The following is a 17893-nucleotide window of genomic DNA, read 5'->3' as shown; positions in this document are numbered from 1 at the left end:
GCGGGAACGATCAATGACGCGAATCAACCCTGAACCGGAACACCTTTGAGATACGGCGCTGGCTCGGCTCCGAGGTTGCTCAGCAACCGCTCGCTGTACCAGTCGACGAAGTTGACCACACCGAACTCATAGGTCTTGGAGTAAGGCCCAGGCTGGTACGCGGTGGAGTTGATCCCGCGCTGGTTTTCTTCGGCCAGACGACGGTCCTGATCGTTGGTCGCGTCCCACACCTGGCGCATGCGCTCGACGTCGTAATCCACGCCTTCGACGGCATCCTTGTGCACCAGCCATTTGGTGGTGACCATGGTTTCCTGGGCGCTGATCGGCCACACGGTGAAGACGATGATGTGGTCGCCCATGCAGTGGTTCCACGAGTGCGGCAGGTGCAGGATGCGCATCGAGCCCAGATCCGGGTTCTTGATCCGGCCCATCAGCTTGGCGCAGCCCTGTTTACCGTCCAGGGTCATCGACACGGTGCCTTTAAGCAGCGGCATGCGCACGATGCGGTTGCGCAGGCCGAAGCTGGCGTGGGCGTAAGGGATCTTCTCGGCTTCCCAGGCCGCAGCGGAGTCGGCGACGTGATCCTTGAAGGCCTGATCGGCGCGCGGGTCGGTGACGTCGTCCCATTCCAGGAGGGTTTTCAGCAGTTCCGGGTGCGACGCGTTGCAGTGGTAGCACTCGCGGTTGTTTTCCAGCACCAGTTTCCAGTTGGCCTTTTCCATCAAGGTGGTGGTAATCGCCACCTTGGTGTTCTCCATGTCGTACGGTTCCATGTAGTGGTTCAGGGTCGACAGGAAGTCATCGATGGCCGGCGGGTTCTCCGCCAGGCTGATGAAGATGTAGCCGCCGGCGGTCTTCACGTTCACCGGTTTGAGGCCGTACTGGTTCATGTCGAAGTCGGCGCCCATCTCGGTGCCGGCGAACAGCAGGCGGCCGTCCAGCTCATACGTCCACTGGTGGTAGTGGCAGACCAGTTTGGCGACCTTGCCCTTGTCGCTGGTGCACAGGCGTGAGCCACGGTGGCGGCAGACGTTGTGGAACGCGTGCACCACGCCTTCGGCGCCACGGATCACGATGATCGGGTTCTTGCCGATCTGCAGCGTCAGGTAGTTGCCCTTGGCCGGGATCTCGCAGGTCATGCCGGCGATCAACCACTCTTTCTGGAAGATCTCCTGCATGTCGATATCGAACAGGCGCTCGTCACTGTAGAACGGTTGCGGCAGCGAGAAGGTGCGCTCGCGCTCTTGCAGCATTTGTGCGGTGGCCTTGCGTGCGGGTTCCAGCGGGTCGCCCAGGCTGATTTTTGCGGTGTCCATCGATGTAATCCTCAAGGCCATCTGCGTGGCCGCGAAAGTGGCTGATCAGGGTTGCAGCGCAAGGTGTAAAGAAACTGTTTGTGTTGGGGCGAGTGTGGGGCCGCCGCAGGCGAGAACCTTATCCATGGGCGACATGGTGCAATCTGTTCCCGACGCGCAACCCCCGGTGGTTGGGGGCTGGTCGCGATAAGTATGTCAATGTCGCGGATAGGTAAACGGGCCGTCTGCGCTATACGCAGAATCGCCACATGAAGGCCGACAGTCGGCCGTGGAGAACAAGCATGTCCAACAGCTTCCTGAATCCGGTCACCACTCAGACCTGGGCCAATGGCCGACACATTGTCCGTTGCGTCAAAGTCATCCAGGAAACCTGGGATGTGCGTACCTTTTGCTTCATGGCCGACCAGCCGATCCTGTTCTTCTTCAAGCCCGGGCAGTTCGTTACCCTGGAGCTGGAGATCGACGGCCAGCCGATCATGCGTTCGTACACCATCTCCAGCTCGCCGTCGGTGCCGTACAGCTTTTCGGTGACCATCAAGCGCGTACCGGGGGGCAAGGTGTCCAACTGGCTGCACGACACGCTGCATGAAGGCCAGGAGCTGGCGGTACACGGGCCGGTCGGGTTGTTCAACGCCATCGACTTTCCGAGCCCGAAAGTGCTGTACCTCAGCGGCGGGGTCGGCATCACGCCGTGCATGTCCATGGCGCGCTGGTTCTACGACACCAACGGCAACGTCGACATGACGTTCATCCACAGCGCCCGCTCACCGAAAGACATCATTTACCACCGCGAGCTGGAACACATGGCGTCGCGGATCGACAACTTCAGCTTGCACCTGATCTGCGAGAAACACGGGCTGGGCGAGCCGTGGGCCGGCTATCGCGGCTACCTCAACCACAAGATGCTGGAACTGATGGTGCCGGACTTCCTCGAGCGCGAAGTCTTCTGCTGCGGCCCGACGCCGTACATGACGGCGGTCAAGCGCCTGCTGGAAAACGCCGGCTACGACATGAAGCGCTATCACGAGGAATCCTTCGGCGCCACGCCACCGGAAGCCCGCGCGGATGCGGTGGAACAGGCCGAACAGGCAGCGGAAGCACCGGAAGTGCCGGCGGCGGATCTGCATCTGGTGGAGTTCACCTCTTCGGACAAGAGCATTCGCGTGGCACCGGGTGAGACTGTGCATGCGGCGGCTGCCAAGGTTGGGCTGATGATCCCGAAAGCCTGCGGGATGGGGATCTGCGGGACGTGCAAGGTGCTCAAGCTGGGCGGCGAGGTGGAGATGGATCACAACGGCGGGATTACCGAGGACGATGAGGCGGAGGGGTACATTCTTTCGTGCTGCAGCGTGCCGAAGGGGGATGTGCGGATCGAGTATTGAGGGTACTTCAAAAGCTCCCTCACCCCAGCCCTCTCCCGGAGGGAGAGGGAGCCGACCGAGGTGTCTTAAGTGATCCATCGACCTGAACGATCGGGTCGATTATGGATTCGGTACTTTATTTTCAGGTCGGCGTAATCCTTGAGCATCCCCCAATCAGTCCCCTCTCCCTCCGGGAGAGGGTTAGGGTGAGGGGCTTTTCAGTCGATAAACAAATCTGGCATTAGTGCGACGTCGCTTTCCCGTTCAAAACGGTAATGATCAAACTCCGTCACACCGCTCTCCCGCAAGATCTCCTCATCAATCAACAACCGCCCGGTAATCCGCCGTCCGCTGCTACTCAGAATCACATGCGCCGCATCCGCCATGATCGCCGGCGTGCGCGCATGCTTGAACGACTCGCGGTTGCCCAACTGAAACTCGATCGCCGCCGTGGCAATCATGGTCCGCGGCCACAGCGAATTGACGCTGATGCCGTAGTTGGCAAATTCTTCGCTCATCCCGACAGTCAGCATGCTCATGCCGTACTTGGTCACGGTGTAGGGGCTGTATTGCGCGAACCACTTGCTGGCCAGATTCAGCGGTGGTGACAGGTTGAGAATGTGCCCGGAGGATTTCTTCAGATAGGGCAGGGCCGCCTGACCGCACAGCAACACTGCACGGGTGTTGATCTGGTGCATCAGGTCGAAACGCTTGAGTTCGATGTGCTGCACACCGGTCAGTTTGATCGCCCCGGCGTTGTTCACCAATGCATCGATCCCGCCGAAATGTTCGTTGGCCTGGGCCAGCGCCTGGCGCACCGCCTCTTCGTCGCGAACATCCAGTTGCAACGCCAAAGCCTTGCCCCCGGCCGCCTCGACTTCAGCGGCGACGCTGTGAATGGTGCCGGGCAACTTGGCGTGCGGTTCGGCGCTCTTGGCGGCGATCACGATATTGGCCCCGTCCCGCGCAGCCCGCAGCGCAATCTCGCGCCCGATGCCACGGCTGGCGCCGGTGATGAACAAGGTTTTGCCTTTTAGCGACATGCGGATGCTCCTGCTTATTGTTATGTGAGCGATGGCTCGACAAACAATGTAGACGATGGAGCTGAAACGGGAGGGAGCCAGATCGTTCCCATGCTCCGCGTGGGAATGCAGCCCTTGACGCTCCGCGTCATGACGGTGCCAGACGTTGCATCAGCGGTGAGGCAGGAACGCGGAGCGTCCCGGTATGCATTCCCACGCAGAGCGTGGGAACGAGCAGAATGGGGTTTGCCGAAGTGATCGCGCTAGAGGAGAAGTCTGTGACGGCGGTGAGCAAAGGCATATGTAGCTTTTAGTCGTGATCGTTCCCACGCTCTGCGTGGGAACGATCCGCGTGTGGGATATCGGGAGCTTCAGTACCAGCGCTGAATCTCGATCAACCCGTCCAGTCCTGCATAATTTCGGGCACTCGAATATCGCCAGTGCTCCGGCAACTCCACATAACCACGCTTTACCGGGTTGTTGTGGATGTAATCGAGTTTCTGGCGCATGACTTCTTCGCTATAGACCATCTCTGCGTGAGCGCCTTCCTGCCACATCTGATACACCCGATCGTCCTTGTGTGCCCGCTTGCTGAAGCGAAGGCGCTTCAATGCTCTTTCGGCACCCTTGCTTTGCAGGTCATCAATGATCTGTCGGGCAGTGAAGGATTTGAACTGGCTCAGGCATTTGCTCAGGTCGGGCGCCTGGGCGACGAAGTGCAGGTGGTTTTCCAGGATCACATAGCCGTAGAGCTTCAGCTCCTGATGGGTTTGTTGATAGCGCCAACAGTTGAGCAGGTGGTCGACGAGGTAAGGGCGGACGAACAGTGGCAGCCACTCCACCAGCGTGCAGGTCAGGAAGTGAGGCTTGTCGGGTTCGGTGATGGTGTAGCGGCTTCGGCCCATGGGATTCATCCTTGAATCTTGCGGTGCTGCTGAGAGGAACGCAGAGCGTCCCCGGATGCGTTCCCACGCGGACGGTTCGACGCCTCGACGTGGGAACGATCAGAGTGAGGTGGCCGGAGTGATCGCGCTAGAGGCGAAGTCCGTGGGGGCGGTGGGAAAAGTCATCTGTAGCTTTTAGTCGAGATCGTTCCCACGCTCTGCGTGGGAATGCAGCCCTTGACGCTCCGCGTCATGACGGTGCCAGACGTTGCATCGGCGGTGCGGCAGGAACGCGGAGCGTCCCGGGAGGCATTCCCACGCGGAGCGTGGGAACGATCAAGGAGGAGGGGATCAGGCCGACATGACTTCGCGGATGTCGCGCGCCAGTTCGCGTACGCGTTCTTCTTCGGTGTCCCACGAGCACATGAAGCGGGCGCCGCCCTTGCCGATGAAGGTGTAGAAGCGCCAGCCGCGAGCGGTCAGGGCGGCGATGGCCGGTTCCGAAAGTTGCAGGAACACGCCATTGGCCTGGACCGGGAACATCAGTTCCACACCCGGGATGTCGCTGACCAGTTCGGCCAGCAGTTGCGCGCAGTGGTTGGCGTGGCGGGCGTATTTGAGCCAGGCGTCGTTTTCCAGGATGCCGACCCACGGGGCCGACAGGAAGCGCATTTTCGAGGCCAGTTGCCCGGCCTGTTTGCAGCGGTAGTCGAAGTCTTCGGCCAGTTTGTGGTTGAAGAACAGGATCGCCTCACCCACCGCCATGCCGTTTTTTGTACCGCCGAAGCACAGCACGTCGACGCCGGCCTTCCAGGTCAGGTCTGCTGGCGAGCAGCCGAGGAACGCGCAGGCGTTGGAAAAGCGTGCGCCGTCCATGTGCAGGTTCAGGCCCAGTTCCTTGCAGGTGTCGCTGATGGCGCGGACTTCTTCCGGGGTGTAGACGCTGCCGACTTCGGTGGCCTGGGTCAGGGTCACCACGCGTGGTTTCGGGTAGTGGATGTCCTGGCGCTTGAGGGCGACTTCGCGGATCGAGGCCGGGGTGATCTTGCCGTTTTCAGTACCGGCGATCAGCAGTTTCGAGCCGTTGGAGAAGAACTCCGGGGCGCCGCATTCGTCGGTTTCGACGTGGGCGGTTTCCGAGCAGATCACGCTGTGATAACTCTGGCACAGCGACGACAGGGCCAGCGAGTTGGCGGCGGTGCCGTTGAAGGCGAAGAACACTTCGCAGTCGGTCTCGAACAGTTTGCGGAAATCATCCGAGGCGCGTGCGGTCCACTCATCGTCGCCATAGGCGCGCTGGTGGCCGTGGTTGGCCTGTTCCATGGCAGCCCAGGCTTCAGGGCAGATACCGGAGTAGTTGTCGCTGGCGAATTGTTGGCTCTTGTCGGTCATGGCCGGCTTCCGTGATCGAGGCGCTTGTGGCGCTTCGTGGGGTCAATGATGGTGCGCACTTTACCGAAGATCATCCGGGGAGCACACGGGATGTCGCTGACAGAACATTACAGGGATGCGGGTCGATTATGCACCTGAGCCGACGCGACGGCGCACTCGATCTGCTCAAGTGGCTGGCGCTGCTGAGCATGCTGCTCGATCACCTGCGATATGTCGGGATCAGCGCCGATTGGCTGTATGTGCCGGGGCGTTTGGCGTTCCCGTGGTTCTGCCTGGCGATGGCGGCGAATCTGGCGCGGGACGGGGCGCGCAAGACCGAATGGCGCTATCTGGGCTGGTTGCTGCTGTTCAGTCTGCTCAGCGAGATTCCCTACCGTTTGTACATTCCCGATCCGGACACCTTGAACGTGATGCCCACGCTGGCGCTGGGCTTGCTGGTGGCGCGGGGCTGGCAGGATCGAGCGCTGGTTTCACGACTGCTGGGCATCAGCGCCTTGCTGGTGGCGGCGTTGTTCCCGGAGCGACTGATGTTCGGTCTGTTCGGCATCCTGCTGCCGCTGGCGATGTTGCTGGCGTTTCGCAAACCCTGGTATTTCAGCCTGCTGCCGGGTCTGGTGTGTCTGGCGGCGAATCAGTGGCAGGTGCTCTACGAGTCCGCGCAGTTCGGCAACCGTGTGGCGATCTTCGGCATCGCGACATGCCTGATGGCGCCACTGCTCGGAATGTTCCTGTTGCGACATGTCACTTTCCTCCGCGCGCCACCCATGCGCCGCTGGGCGTATGCGCTCTATCCCGCGCATTTCATGGTTCTTCTGGGCTTGCGCCAGCTGCTTGTTTGAGTCCGTCGCCCCCGCCATGTCGTAAACGCACCTTTGCGTGGCGTCCGTAGGCATTTGACCTCCCTGCGCCGGCCATACCATCGCATCAAAGGGCACTGCCGAAACGCCGTGCCTTACCGAGACGAATGGCGCACAGATGCCGCTGGGAGAGACGCGATGTTCAGCAAGCAAGACCAGATCCAGGGTTACGACGATGCACTGCTGGCGGCGATGAATGCCGAGGAGCAACGTCAGGAAGATCACATCGAGCTGATCGCGTCGGAGAACTACACCAGCAAACGCGTCATGGAAGCGCAAGGCAGTGGCCTGACCAACAAATACGCCGAAGGTTATCCGGGCAAGCGCTACTACGGTGGCTGCGAGCACGTCGACAAGGTCGAAGCGCTGGCCATCGAACGCGCCAAGCAACTGTTCGGTGCCGATTACGCCAACGTCCAGCCGCACTCCGGTTCCTCGGCCAACAGCGCTGTCTATCTGGCGCTGATCCAGGCTGGCGACACCATCCTTGGCATGAGTCTGGCCCATGGCGGTCACCTGACCCACGGCGCCAAGGTTTCGTCTTCGGGCAAGCTGTATAACGCCGTGCAGTACGGCATCGACACCAAGACCGGCCTGATCGATTACGACGAAGTCGAGCGTTTGGCGGTCGAGCACAAACCGAAAATGATCGTCGCCGGTTTCTCGGCCTACTCGAAAACCCTCGACTTCCCGCGCTTCCGTCAGATCGCCGACAAGGTCGGTGCGCTGCTGTTCGTCGACATGGCCCACGTGGCTGGTCTGGTGGCTGCCGGTCTGTACCCGAACCCGCTGCCGTACGCCGACGTGGTCACCACCACCACTCACAAGACCCTGCGTGGTCCGCGTGGCGGCCTGATCCTGGCCAAGGCCAACGAAGAGATCGAGAAGAAGCTCAACGCGGCGGTATTCCCCGGCGCCCAGGGCGGCCCGCTGATGCACGTCATCGCCGGTAAAGCCGTGTGCTTCAAGGAAGCGCTGGAGCCAGGCTTCAAGGCCTATCAGCAACAAGTGATCGACAACGCCCAGGCGATGGCGAGCGTATTTATCAAACGTGGCTACGATGTAGTGTCCGGCGGCACCGACAACCACCTGTTCCTGGTCAGCCTGATCCGTCAGGGCCTCACCGGTAAAGACGCGGACGCCGCCCTCGGTCGCGCTCACATCACCGTCAACAAGAACGCCGTACCGAACGACCCGCAGTCGCCGTTCGTCACCTCCGGCCTGCGCATCGGCACCCCGGCGGTGACCACGCGCGGCTTCAAGGTGACCCAGTGCGTGACGCTGGCCGGCTGGATCTGCGACATCCTCGACAACCTCGGCGACGCCGATGTCGAGGCCAATGTCGCCCAGCAGGTTTCGGCCCTGTGCGCTGACTTCCCGGTTTATCGCTGAGCGTTCTGGAGTACATGACTATGCAACGCTATTCGGGCTTCGGCCTCTTCAAACACTCCCTCAGCCACCACGAAAACTGGCAGCGCATGTGGCGCACGCCGACCCCGAAGAAGGTCTACGACGTAGTCATCGTCGGCGGCGGCGGGCACGGTCTGGCGACTGCCTACTATCTGGCCAAAGAACACGGCATCACCAACGTGGCCGTGGTCGAGAAGGGCTGGCTGGGCGGCGGTAACACCGCGCGCAACACCACCATCGTTCGCTCCAACTACCTGTGGGACGAGTCGGCGCACCTGTACGAACACGCGATGAAACTGTGGGAAGGCCTGTCTCAGGACCTGAACTACAACGTGATGTTCTCCCAGCGCGGCGTCTACAACCTGTGCCACACCCTGCAGGACATTCGTGATTCCGAGCGTCGGGTCAGCGCCAACCGCCTCAACGGCGTCGACGGCGAACTGCTCAACGCCAAGCAGGTTGCGGACGAAATCCCGTACCTCGACTGCTCGAAAAACACCCGCTACCCGGTGATGGGCGCAACCGTCCAGCGTCGCGGCGGCGTGGCCCGTCACGATGCCGTGGCGTGGGGCTTTGCCCGTGCCGCCGACGCCTTGGGCGTGGACTTGATCCAGCAGACCGAAGTGATCGGCTTCCGCAAGGAGAACGGCGTGTGCATCGGCGTTGAAACCAACAAGGGTTTCATCGGCGCCAAGCGCGTCGGCGTGGTCACCGCCGGTAACTCCGGGCACATGGCCAAACTGGCCGGTTTCCGTCTGCCGATCGAATCCCACCCGTTGCAGGCACTGGTGTCCGAGCCGATCAAACCGATCATCGACAGCGTGATCATGTCCAACGCCGTGCACGGTTACATCAGCCAGTCCGACAAGGGCGACCTGGTGATCGGTGCCGGTATCGACGGCTACAACGGCTACGGTCAGCGCGGTTCGTACCCGGTAATCGAGCACACCATCCAGGCCATCGTCGAGATGTTCCCGGTGCTGTCGCGGGTACGCATGAACCGTCAGTGGGGCGGCATCGTCGACACCACGCCGGACGCCTGCCCGATCATTTCGAAAACCCCGGTGCCGAACATGTTCTTCAACTGCGGTTGGGGCACCGGCGGCTTCAAGGCCACACCTGGCTCGGGCAACGTGTTTGCCGCGAGTCTGGCCAAGGGTGAAATGCACCCGCTGGCCGCACCTTTCTCCATCGACCGTTTCCACAACGGTGCGTTGATCGACGAACACGGCGCTGCGGCTGTCGCCCACTAACAGGAGAAATCCCATGTTGCATATCTTCTGTCCTCACTGCGGCGAACTGCGCTCCGAAGAGGAATTCCACGCATCCGGCCAGGCGCACATCCCGCGTCCGCTGGACCCAGGCGCCTGCACTGATGAAGAGTGGGGCGACTACATGTTCTTCCGCGACAACCCTCGCGGCCTGCACCACGAGTTGTGGGATCACGTCGCCGGTTGCCGCCAGTACTTCAACGTCACCCGCGACACCGTGACCTACGAGATTCTCGAAACCTACAAGATCGGCACCAAGCCGCAATTCACCGACAAGGCTGACACTGCGAAAACAGCCACGACGGCGCTGGGAGAGAAGGTATGAGCCAGACCAATCGCCTGTCCAACGGTGGACGGATCGACCGCAACAAAGTGCTGAGCTTCACCTTCAACGGCCAGGTCTACAAAGGTTTCGAAGGCGATTCGCTGGCCGCTGCACTGCTGGCCAACGGCGTCGACATCATTGGCCGCAGCTTCAAGTATTCGCGTCCACGGGGCATCTTCGCCGCCGGTGCCGAAGAGCCGAACGCGGTGCTGCAGATCGGTGCTACCGAAGCCACCCAGATCCCCAACGTGCGCGCCACCCAACAGGCGTTGTACCAAGGCCTGGTTGCCACCAGCACCAACGGCTGGCCGAGCGTCAACAACGACATGATGGGGATTCTCGGCAAGGTCGGCGGCAAGCTGATGCCACCGGGTTTCTACTACAAAACCTTCATGTATCCGCAATCGTTCTGGATGACCTACGAGAAGTACATTCGCAAGGCTGCCGGTCTTGGCCGTTCGCCGACCGAGAACGATCCGGACACCTATGACTACATGAACCAGCACTGCGACGTGCTGATCGTCGGTGCCGGCCCGGCCGGTCTGGCGGCTGCCCTGGCGGCTGCGCGCAGCGGTGCGCGGGTGATCATCGCCGATGAACAGGAAGAGTTCGGCGGCAGCCTGCTCGATTCCCGCGAAAGCCTCGACGGCAAACCAGCCGTGGATTGGGTCGCCAGTGTCGTTGCCGAATTGAAGAACACCCCGGACGTGCTGCTGTTGCCGCGCGCCACGGTCAACGGTTACCACGACCACAACTTCCTGACCATTCACGAACGCCTCACCGATCACCTCGGTGACCGCGCGCCAATCGGCCAGGTGCGTCAGCGCATTCACCGCGTCCGCGCCAAGCGCGTGGTGCTGGCGACCGGTGCCCACGAGCGTCCGCTGGTCTACGGCAACAACGACGTGCCGGGCAACATGCTCGCCGGTGCTGTGTCGACTTATGTGCGCCGTTACGGTGTGGCGCCGGGCAAAAAACTGGTGCTGTCGACCAACAACGATCACGCCTACCGCGTGGCGCTGGACTGGCTCGATGCCAGCCTGCAAGTCGTGGCCATCGCCGACGCCCGCAGCAATCCGCGCGGTGCGCTGGTGGAAGAGGCGCGCGCCAAAGGTATCCGCATCCTCACCGGCAGCGCCGTGATCGAGGCCCGTGGCAGCAAGCACGTCACCGCTGCTCGCGTGGCGGCGATCGATGTCAAAGGCCACAAGGTCACCAGCCCGGGCGAATGGCTCGACTGCGACCTGATCGCCAGCTCCGGCGGTTACAGCCCGGTGGTTCACCTGGCGTCGCACCTCGGCGGCAAGCCGATCTGGCGTGAAGACATCCTCGGTTTCGTACCGGGCGAAGCGCCGCAGAAACGCGTGTGCGTCGGTGGCATCAACGGCGTCTACGGTCTCGGCGATTCCCTGGCCGACGGTTTTGAAGGCGGCGTGCGCGCTGCGTCCGAAGCCGGGTTCCAGACCGTCGAAGGCGTGTTGCCGAAAGCCTTGAGCCGTCACGAAGAGCCGACGCTGGCGCTGTTCCAGGTGCCGCATGAAAAGAACACCTCACGGGCACCGAAGCAATTCGTCGACCTGCAGAACGACGTGACCGCCGCCGCCATCGAACTGGCGACCCGCGAAGGTTTCGAGTCGGTCGAGCACGTCAAGCGCTACACCGCGCTGGGCTTCGGCACCGATCAGGGCAAGCTCGGCAACGTCAACGGTCTGGCGATTGCCGCCCGTTCGCTGAACGTGACCATCCCGCAGATGGGCACCACGATGTTCCGTCCGAACTACACGCCGGTGACTTTCGGCGCGGTAGCGGGCCGTCACTGTGGGCACATTTTCGAACCTGTGCGTTACACCGCACTGCATCAATGGCACCTGAAAAACGGCGCCGAGTTCGAAGACGTCGGCCAGTGGAAACGTCCGTGGTACTTCCCGAAAAACGGCGAAGACATGCATGCCGCCGTCAAACGCGAATGCAAGGCTGTGCGTGACAGCGTTGGCCTGCTGGACGCTTCGACCCTGGGCAAGATCGACATCCAGGGCCCGGACGCCCGTGAGTTCCTCAACCGCGTTTACACCAACGCCTGGACCAAACTCGACGTGGGCAAGGCCCGTTACGGCCTGATGTGCAAAGAAGACGGCATGGTCTTCGACGACGGTGTGACGGCGTGTCTGGCCGACAACCATTTTGTCATGACCACCACCACCGGCGGCGCGGCTCGTGTACTGCAGTGGCTGGAGCTGTACCACCAGACCGAATGGCCAGAGATGAAGGTGTACTTCACCTCCGTCACCGACCACTGGGCGACCATGACCCTGTCCGGCCCGAACAGCCGCAAGCTGCTCAGCGCCGTGACCGACATCGACCTCGCCAACGAAGCGTTCCCGTTCATGACCTGGAAAGAAGGTCTGGTCGGCGGTGTGCCGGCGCGGGTGTTCCGCATCTCGTTCACCGGTGAGCTGTCGTACGAAGTCAACGTCCAGGCCGACTACGCGATGGGCGTGCTGGAGAAAATCGTCGAGGCCGGCAAGCAATACAACCTGACCCCGTACGGCACTGAAACCATGCACGTCCTGCGTGCGGAGAAGGGCTTCATCATCGTCGGCCAGGACACCGACGGCTCGATGACCCCGGACGACCTGAACATGGGCTGGTGTGTCGGTCGCACCAAACCGTTCTCGTGGATCGGCCAGCGCGGCATGAACCGTGAAGACTGCGTGCGTGACCAGCGCAAACAGCTGGTGGGCCTGAAACCGATCGACCCGAACGTATGGCTGCCGGAAGGTGCACAGCTGGTGTTCAACACCAAGCAGTCGATCCCGATGACCATGGTCGGCCACGTGACCTCCAGCTACGCGCACAACTCCCTCGGTTATTCGTTTGCCATGGGCGTGGTGAAGGGCGGTCTGAAGCGTCTGGGCGAGCGGGTGTTCGCACCGCTGGCGGATGGCAGCGTGATCGAGGCGGAAATCGTTTCTTCGGTGTTCTTCGATCCAAAAGGCGATCGCCAGAACATCTAATTGATCGCTCCCGCGCCTGGCGCGGGAGCGGCACAGAATTCAGGAAGGGTGCTTTATGACCGCAGCCAACGTTTACCAACAACGCCCGACCACCGGGGCCAAGGCCGAGTCGTCGCTGCATCACGCCGACCTCGCCAGCCTGGTGGGCAAGGGCCGCAAAAGCGCCGGCGTGACCGTGCGTGAGAAGAAACTCCTCGGCCATCTGACCATTCGTGGCGACGGCCACGATGCCGCGTTTGCGGCCGGCGTGCACAAGGCCCTGGGCATTGAGTTGCCGGGCGCCCTGAGCGTGATCGTCAAAGGCGAAACCAGCCTGCAATGGATGGGCCCGGACGAGTGGCTGCTGATCGTGCCGAGCGGTGAAGAGTTCGCCGCCGAGCAGAAACTGCGCGAAGCGCTGGGCGATCTGCACATTGCGATCGTCAACGTCAGCGGCGGACAGCAAGTGCTCGAACTGAGCGGCCCGAACGTGCGTCAGGTGCTGATGAAGTCCACCAGCTACGACGTGCACCCGAACAACTTCCCGGTCGGCAAGGCTGTGGGCACGGTGTTCGCCAAGTCGCAGCTGATGATCCGTCATACCGCCGAAGACACCTGGGAACTGCTGATTCGTCGCAGTTTCTCGGATTACTGGTGGTTGTGGTTGCAGGATGCGTCCGCCGAATACGGCCTTAGCGTTCAGGCGTAATGATCGTTCCCACGTTGTGCGTGGGAACGAGTAGAGGAGAAAAACGACAATGAGCCGCGCCCCGGATACATGGATTCTGACCGCCGACTGCCCCAGCGTTCTCGGCACCGTGGACGCGGTGACGCGTTTTCTGTTCGAGCAGGGCTGCTACGTCACTGAGCACCACTCGTTCGACGACCGGCTCTCGGGCCGCTTCTTCATTCGTGTGGAATTCCGTCAGCCCGACGGTTTTGACGAGCAATCCTTCCGCGCCGGCCTCGCCGAACGCGGTCAGGCGTTCGGCATGATCTTCGAACTGACCGCGCCGAACTACCGGCCGAAAGTGGTGATCATGGTCTCCAAGGCCGATCACTGCCTCAACGACTTGCTCTACCGCCAGCGTATCGGCCAGCTACCGATGGACGTGGCGGCAGTGGTGTCCAACCACCCGGACCTCAAGCCGCTGGCCGACTGGCACCAGATTCCCTACTACCACTTCCCCCTCGACCCCAACGACAAGCCGTCGCAGGAGCGTCAGGTGTGGCAGGTGATCGAAGAGTCCGGTGCCGAACTGGTGATCCTCGCCCGCTACATGCAGGTGTTGTCGCCGGAGCTGTGCCGCAAGCTCGATGGCAAGGCGATCAACATTCATCACTCGCTGCTGCCGGGCTTCAAGGGTGCCAAGCCGTATCACCAGGCCTACAACAAGGGCGTGAAACTGGTGGGTGCGACGGCGCACTACATCAACAACGACCTGGACGAGGGGCCGATCATCGCCCAGGGCGTCGAGGCGGTGGATCACAGTCATTACCCCGAAGACCTGATTGCCAAGGGCCGCGACATCGAAGGCCTGACCCTGGCACGGGCGGTGGGTTATCACATCGAGCGACGGGTGTTCCTGAACGCCAACCGCACCGTCGTTCTTTGAGTCACAGACAACGCAAGACCAACAAGCAATAACCCGAGCACTTAACGCGCTGCCTGCCTGGGCGGCGCGGTTCCATAAAAACAACAGCGAGGTGAAAGCATGTCTGGCAATCGTGGTGTGGTGTATCTCGGCGCTGGCAAGGTCGAAGTACAGAAAATCGACTATCCGAAAATGCAGGATCCGCGCGGCAGGAAGATCGAGCACGGTGTCATCCTGCGTGTGGTTTCAACCAACATTTGCGGCTCCGACCAGCACATGGTGCGCGGCCGCACCACGGCGCAGACCGGTCTGGTACTGGGCCATGAAATCACCGGTGAAGTGATCGAGAAGGGTTCCGACGTCGAGAACCTGAAGATCGGCGATCTGGTGTCCGTTCCGTTCAACGTGGCTTGCGGGCGCTGCCGTTCCTGCAAGGAACAACACACCGGCGTCTGCCTGACCGTCAACCCGGCCCGCGCCGGCGGTGCCTACGGTTACGTCGACATGGGCGACTGGACCGGCGGCCAGGCCGAGTACGTGTTGGTGCCGTACGCTGACTTCAACCTGCTGAAACTGCCGGACCGCGACAAGGCCATGGAGAAAATCCGTGACCTGACCTGCCTCTCCGACATTCTGCCGACCGGTTACCACGGCGCTGTTACTGCAGGCGTTGGCCCGGGCAGCACCGTTTACATCGCGGGCGCCGGCCCGGTCGGTCTGGCCGCTGCCGCTTCGGCCCGTCTGCTGGGCGCGGCGGTGGTCATCATCGGCGACGTCAACACCATCCGCCTGGCCCACGCCAAGGCTCAGGGTTTCGAAATCGTCGACCTGTCGAAAGACACTCCGCTGCACGAGCAGATCGCCGCACTGCTGGGCGAACCGGAAGTGGATTGCGCTGTGGACTGCGTGGGCTTCGAAGCCCGTGGTCATGGCCATGACGGCGTCAAATCCGAAGCCCCGGCCACCGTGCTCAACTCGCTGATGGGCGTGGTGCGCGTAGCTGGCAAGATCGGTATTCCGGGCCTGTACGTGACCGAAGATCCGGGTGCTGTGGATGCTGCCGCAAAAATGGGCAGCCTGAGCATCCGCTTCGGCCTCGGCTGGGCCAAATCCCACAGCTTCCACACAGGGCAAACCCCGGTGATGAAGTACAACCGCCAACTGATGCAGGCGATCATGTGGGACCGCATCAACATTGCCGAAGTGGTGGGCGTGCAGGTCATCAGCCTCGACCAGGCGCCGGAAGGTTATGGCGAGTTCGATGCGGGCGTGCCGAAGAAGTTTGTGATTGATCCGCATAAGTTGTTTAGTGCGGCGTAAGCGATGAGGCAATAAAAAGCGGCGACCTAGAGTCGCCGTTTTTTTTTGGTGGAGGGCAAAAGTATTAAGTTTTTTTATTCTGGCCGAACCTCTTCTGCCTGCATCCCTTTCTGTCCTTTTCTTGCAATAAAACTCACGGACTGCCCTTCTTTCAGGCTCTTGAAGCCGTCACTCTGGATTGCTTTGAAATGGACAAAAAGGTCATCACCTCCACCTGATGGAGTAATGAATCCAAACCCTTTTTCATCATTGAACCATTTGACGGTCCCTTTCACTCTTTCATCTGACATGTTCGTGCTTCCCGCTTCGATTGATTGATTAATGCTTACAAAAGTGCAGAGGACTGTGCCGGTCTGGCTATTTCCTCGTCTTGAGCCAGCCTGATATCAACTGCGTAAAACCGGCCGTTATCACCGCGCACTAGGTCATAAGTGACCTTCTGCCCCGCTTTGATATGTTTGATGATCGGATCGTCCGGACTAATGCAAAAGATGATCGGCGGGACGTCTGGTTCAAGCAGTTCATTGCGCTGCACGCATTGCTTTTCCATCACCGTATCTCCCATTGAAATGGCCGGCGTTTGCACCTCGCTGTTTCCGAATCGTTGACGCAACACCACCGTATTCCACTTGGAGTTTCCGGGTAACTGTCAGATCTGACAGTCCTTTGGACTTGTTTGGATTAGCCGACGGGCTGTTTATAAAGCCTGGAAATAAGCGGGGTTGTTCAAGCAGAAACAGCTTTCACAATGCAGCCAACGCCCCTTGATAAAGAACCGGCCCCGTAGGCTGCCCGGTCGGCGACCCACCCTTCGGCTCAAGACTGACCGCCAGCGCAATCGGCTTGCCGATCAGCGCCTTCTGCGCGTCGTTCAATTCAACCTTGCCTTTGCCACCTGCCGGGATCACGCCCAGCGAGATCGGCTTGCCATCGGCCGGAATCGCCCACAGTTCCAGACTGCGCTGAGGATCGACAGCCGCCAATGTCAGCGGCTCGACTTGCAGGTAATCGTCATGCGCCTCGACCTTCAGCGCCGGTTTCGCGTCGGCGCTCAGCAGGGTGGCGCGGTAGCGGGCGTCGTCGTGGGTGTACAGCGAGCCGAGGAACACCAGCACCACGATTGAAGCCAGTGCCGCCGTCACCCGCAGCCAGCTCCAGAACGGACGCTTCTCGGGGACGTGCAGCACCTGCGGCTCGATACGCGCAGTAACGCCGTGCCACACGCGCTCCGGCACCGGAACCTGCGGCAATGTTTCGGTGAGGCTGGCGAGGCTTTCCTGCCAGTGCGCCAGTTCGACGCGCAGGGCCGCGTCTTCCAGCAGCAACTGCTCGAAACGCCGACGGGCCGGCGCAGCCATCAAGCCGATGGCGTAATCGGCGGCGAGGGCGCGGCGCAGGGCAGGGGTCTGGTAGTTCATGATTCAAGGCACCGGCGCAGGCGTTCCATGCCACGGCGAATCCATGATTTGACCGAGCCGAGCGGCGCCGCCAGATGCTCGGCCAGTTCCGAGCAGGACAAACCCTGAAAGTACGCCACGGTAATCGACCGGCGCTGCATGCCTTCGAGGGTTTCCAGGCAGCGGTTCAGGGCTGTGGCCTCGCGGGCGCTGTTCAATTGGTCATGGGCCGACGGGCTTTCGTCCGCCAGAGCGTCCTGTTCAACATCGGTCAGAGGCCGGTCTCGGTGTTTACGCAACTGGTCGATGGCCTGGTTGCGGGTGATGTTGATCATCCAGGTCATCGGCGCCGACAGGTGCGATTCGTAGCGCGAGGCGTTGTTCCAGATCCGCACGAAGCTTTCCTGCAATACTTCCTCGGCCAGATCCGGGCGCCCCATGAACCGCAGGGCAACGCCGTGCAGGCGCGGGCCCACGCTGCGGTACAGCGTTTCGAAGGCACGGCGGTCGCCCAGTGAACACTGGGCCAGCAATTGCCGCAGCTGATCGGTGTCGGCGAGGGTAATGACAAGTCTCCAGACAGGGCGGGCGCTGGTTTCGGGTAGTTCACAGGCTAGTTCAGCTACAGCGCTCGTGCCATTCATCAGGGGGTATCCGGGGTTTCACGTTTCATATACGCGGCCGGGTTCAGAATGGATGCGCTACGCTCGGAACATGCTGGCGGATACTCGGTCAAACCGGCAGTTTGTC

At 61.3% G+C, this 17893-nt stretch carries 17 protein-coding genes; 9 read left to right on the top strand and 8 right to left on the bottom strand.

Translation table 11 applies throughout. The features are described from left to right. Positions 1–23 precede the first annotated feature (23 nt). On the bottom strand, positions 24–1316 hold the full coding sequence (gene gbca, locus AC07N4_RS15625) for a glycine betaine monooxygenase oxygenase subunit (protein ID WP_096817776.1): 1293 nt from the start codon (positions 1314–1316) through the stop codon (positions 24–26). Positions 1317–1597: 281 nt separating this feature from the next. Between gbca and gbcB the strand changes: the two genes are divergently transcribed. Continuing rightward, a complete protein-coding gene (gbcB, locus tag AC07N4_RS15620) occupies positions 1598–2698 on the top strand; it encodes a glycine betaine monooxygenase reductase subunit (RefSeq protein ID WP_096817778.1) in 1101 nt (366 codons plus the stop codon). Positions 2699–2895: 197 nt separating this feature from the next. Here the strand turns inward: gbcB and AC07N4_RS15615 are convergent, their stop codons facing one another. From AC07N4_RS15615 to AC07N4_RS15605, 3 genes are all read right to left on the bottom strand, one after another. Further along, positions 2896–3720, bottom strand: coding sequence for an SDR family oxidoreductase (locus AC07N4_RS15615; protein ID WP_493065722.1), 825 nt, complete (start codon positions 3718–3720; stop codon positions 2896–2898). A gap of 350 nt (positions 3721–4070) precedes the next feature. Next, complete coding sequence (locus AC07N4_RS15610) at positions 4071–4604, bottom strand: REP-associated tyrosine transposase (RefSeq protein WP_493065723.1); 534 nt, start codon at positions 4602–4604, stop codon at positions 4071–4073. A gap of 330 nt (positions 4605–4934) precedes the next feature. Then, positions 4935–5975, bottom strand: coding sequence for a threonine aldolase family protein (locus AC07N4_RS15605; RefSeq protein WP_011336276.1), 1041 nt, complete (start codon positions 5973–5975; stop codon positions 4935–4937). A 128-nt stretch (positions 5976–6103) separates the two neighbouring features. Between AC07N4_RS15605 and AC07N4_RS15600 the strand changes: the two genes are divergently transcribed. The 8 genes from AC07N4_RS15600 (at position 6104) to fdhA (ending at position 15746) form a co-directional block, all read left to right on the top strand. Next, positions 6104–6814 (top strand): TraX family protein, encoded by a 711-nt coding sequence (locus tag AC07N4_RS15600; RefSeq protein ID WP_493065724.1) that lies wholly within the window; start codon positions 6104–6106, stop codon positions 6812–6814. 156 nt (positions 6815–6970) lie between these two features. Then, entirely contained in the window at positions 6971–8224 is a 1254-nt protein-coding gene (glyA, locus tag AC07N4_RS15595; protein ID WP_096817789.1) for a serine hydroxymethyltransferase, read from the top strand. A gap of 20 nt (positions 8225–8244) precedes the next feature. Continuing rightward, on the top strand, positions 8245–9495 hold the full coding sequence (locus AC07N4_RS15590; protein ID WP_003206307.1) for a sarcosine oxidase subunit beta: 1251 nt from the start codon (positions 8245–8247) through the stop codon (positions 9493–9495). 13 nt (positions 9496–9508) lie between these two features. After that, positions 9509–9838, top strand: coding sequence for a sarcosine oxidase subunit delta (locus AC07N4_RS15585; RefSeq protein WP_016986286.1), 330 nt, complete (start codon positions 9509–9511; stop codon positions 9836–9838). Next, positions 9835–12852: a sarcosine oxidase subunit alpha gene (locus AC07N4_RS15580; protein WP_493065725.1), complete on the top strand. Its 3018-nt coding sequence runs from the start codon at positions 9835–9837 to the stop codon at positions 12850–12852. Before AC07N4_RS15585 ends, AC07N4_RS15580 begins: the two co-directional genes overlap by 4 nt. 55 nt (positions 12853–12907) lie before the next feature. After that, entirely contained in the window at positions 12908–13540 is a 633-nt protein-coding gene (locus AC07N4_RS15575; protein ID WP_096817792.1) for a sarcosine oxidase subunit gamma, read from the top strand. 49 nt (positions 13541–13589) lie between these two features. Continuing rightward, positions 13590–14447 carry a formyltetrahydrofolate deformylase gene (purU, locus tag AC07N4_RS15570; RefSeq protein ID WP_493065726.1) on the top strand — a complete coding sequence of 286 codons (858 nt, stop codon included), beginning with the start codon at positions 13590–13592 and terminating at the stop codon, positions 14445–14447. Positions 14448–14546: 99 nt separating this feature from the next. Then, entirely contained in the window at positions 14547–15746 is a 1200-nt protein-coding gene (gene fdhA, locus AC07N4_RS15565; RefSeq protein ID WP_096817794.1) for a formaldehyde dehydrogenase, glutathione-independent, read from the top strand. A gap of 74 nt (positions 15747–15820) precedes the next feature. Here fdhA and AC07N4_RS15560 read toward each other — a convergent pair whose 3' ends face one another. The 4 genes from AC07N4_RS15560 to AC07N4_RS15545 all read right to left on the bottom strand — a co-directional run bounded on the left by AC07N4_RS15560 (position 15821) and on the right by AC07N4_RS15545 (position 17787). Further along, positions 15821–16036 carry a cold-shock protein gene (locus tag AC07N4_RS15560; protein ID WP_493065727.1) on the bottom strand — a complete coding sequence of 72 codons (216 nt, stop codon included), beginning with the start codon at positions 16034–16036 and terminating at the stop codon, positions 15821–15823. Positions 16037–16071: 35 nt separating this feature from the next. After that, positions 16072–16362 (bottom strand): hypothetical protein, encoded by a 291-nt coding sequence (locus tag AC07N4_RS15555; RefSeq protein WP_493065728.1) that lies wholly within the window; start codon positions 16360–16362, stop codon positions 16072–16074. Between the two features lie 127 nt (positions 16363–16489). Then, positions 16490–17164, bottom strand: coding sequence for an anti-sigma factor (locus AC07N4_RS15550; RefSeq protein WP_493065729.1), 675 nt, complete (start codon positions 17162–17164; stop codon positions 16490–16492). After that, the gene (locus tag AC07N4_RS15545) at positions 17161–17787 is read right to left on the bottom strand and encodes a sigma-70 family RNA polymerase sigma factor (RefSeq protein ID WP_192561012.1); all 627 of its coding nucleotides are present in this window, start codon (positions 17785–17787) and stop codon (positions 17161–17163) included. Before AC07N4_RS15545 ends, AC07N4_RS15550 begins: the two co-directional genes overlap by 4 nt. Positions 17788–17893 lie beyond the last annotated feature (106 nt).

Source organism: Pseudomonas sp. GW821-FHT09E04 (assembly GCF_059416185.1).
Note: the sequence above shows the minus strand (reverse complement) of the source record. Positions and strands in the feature narration are given on the sequence as shown.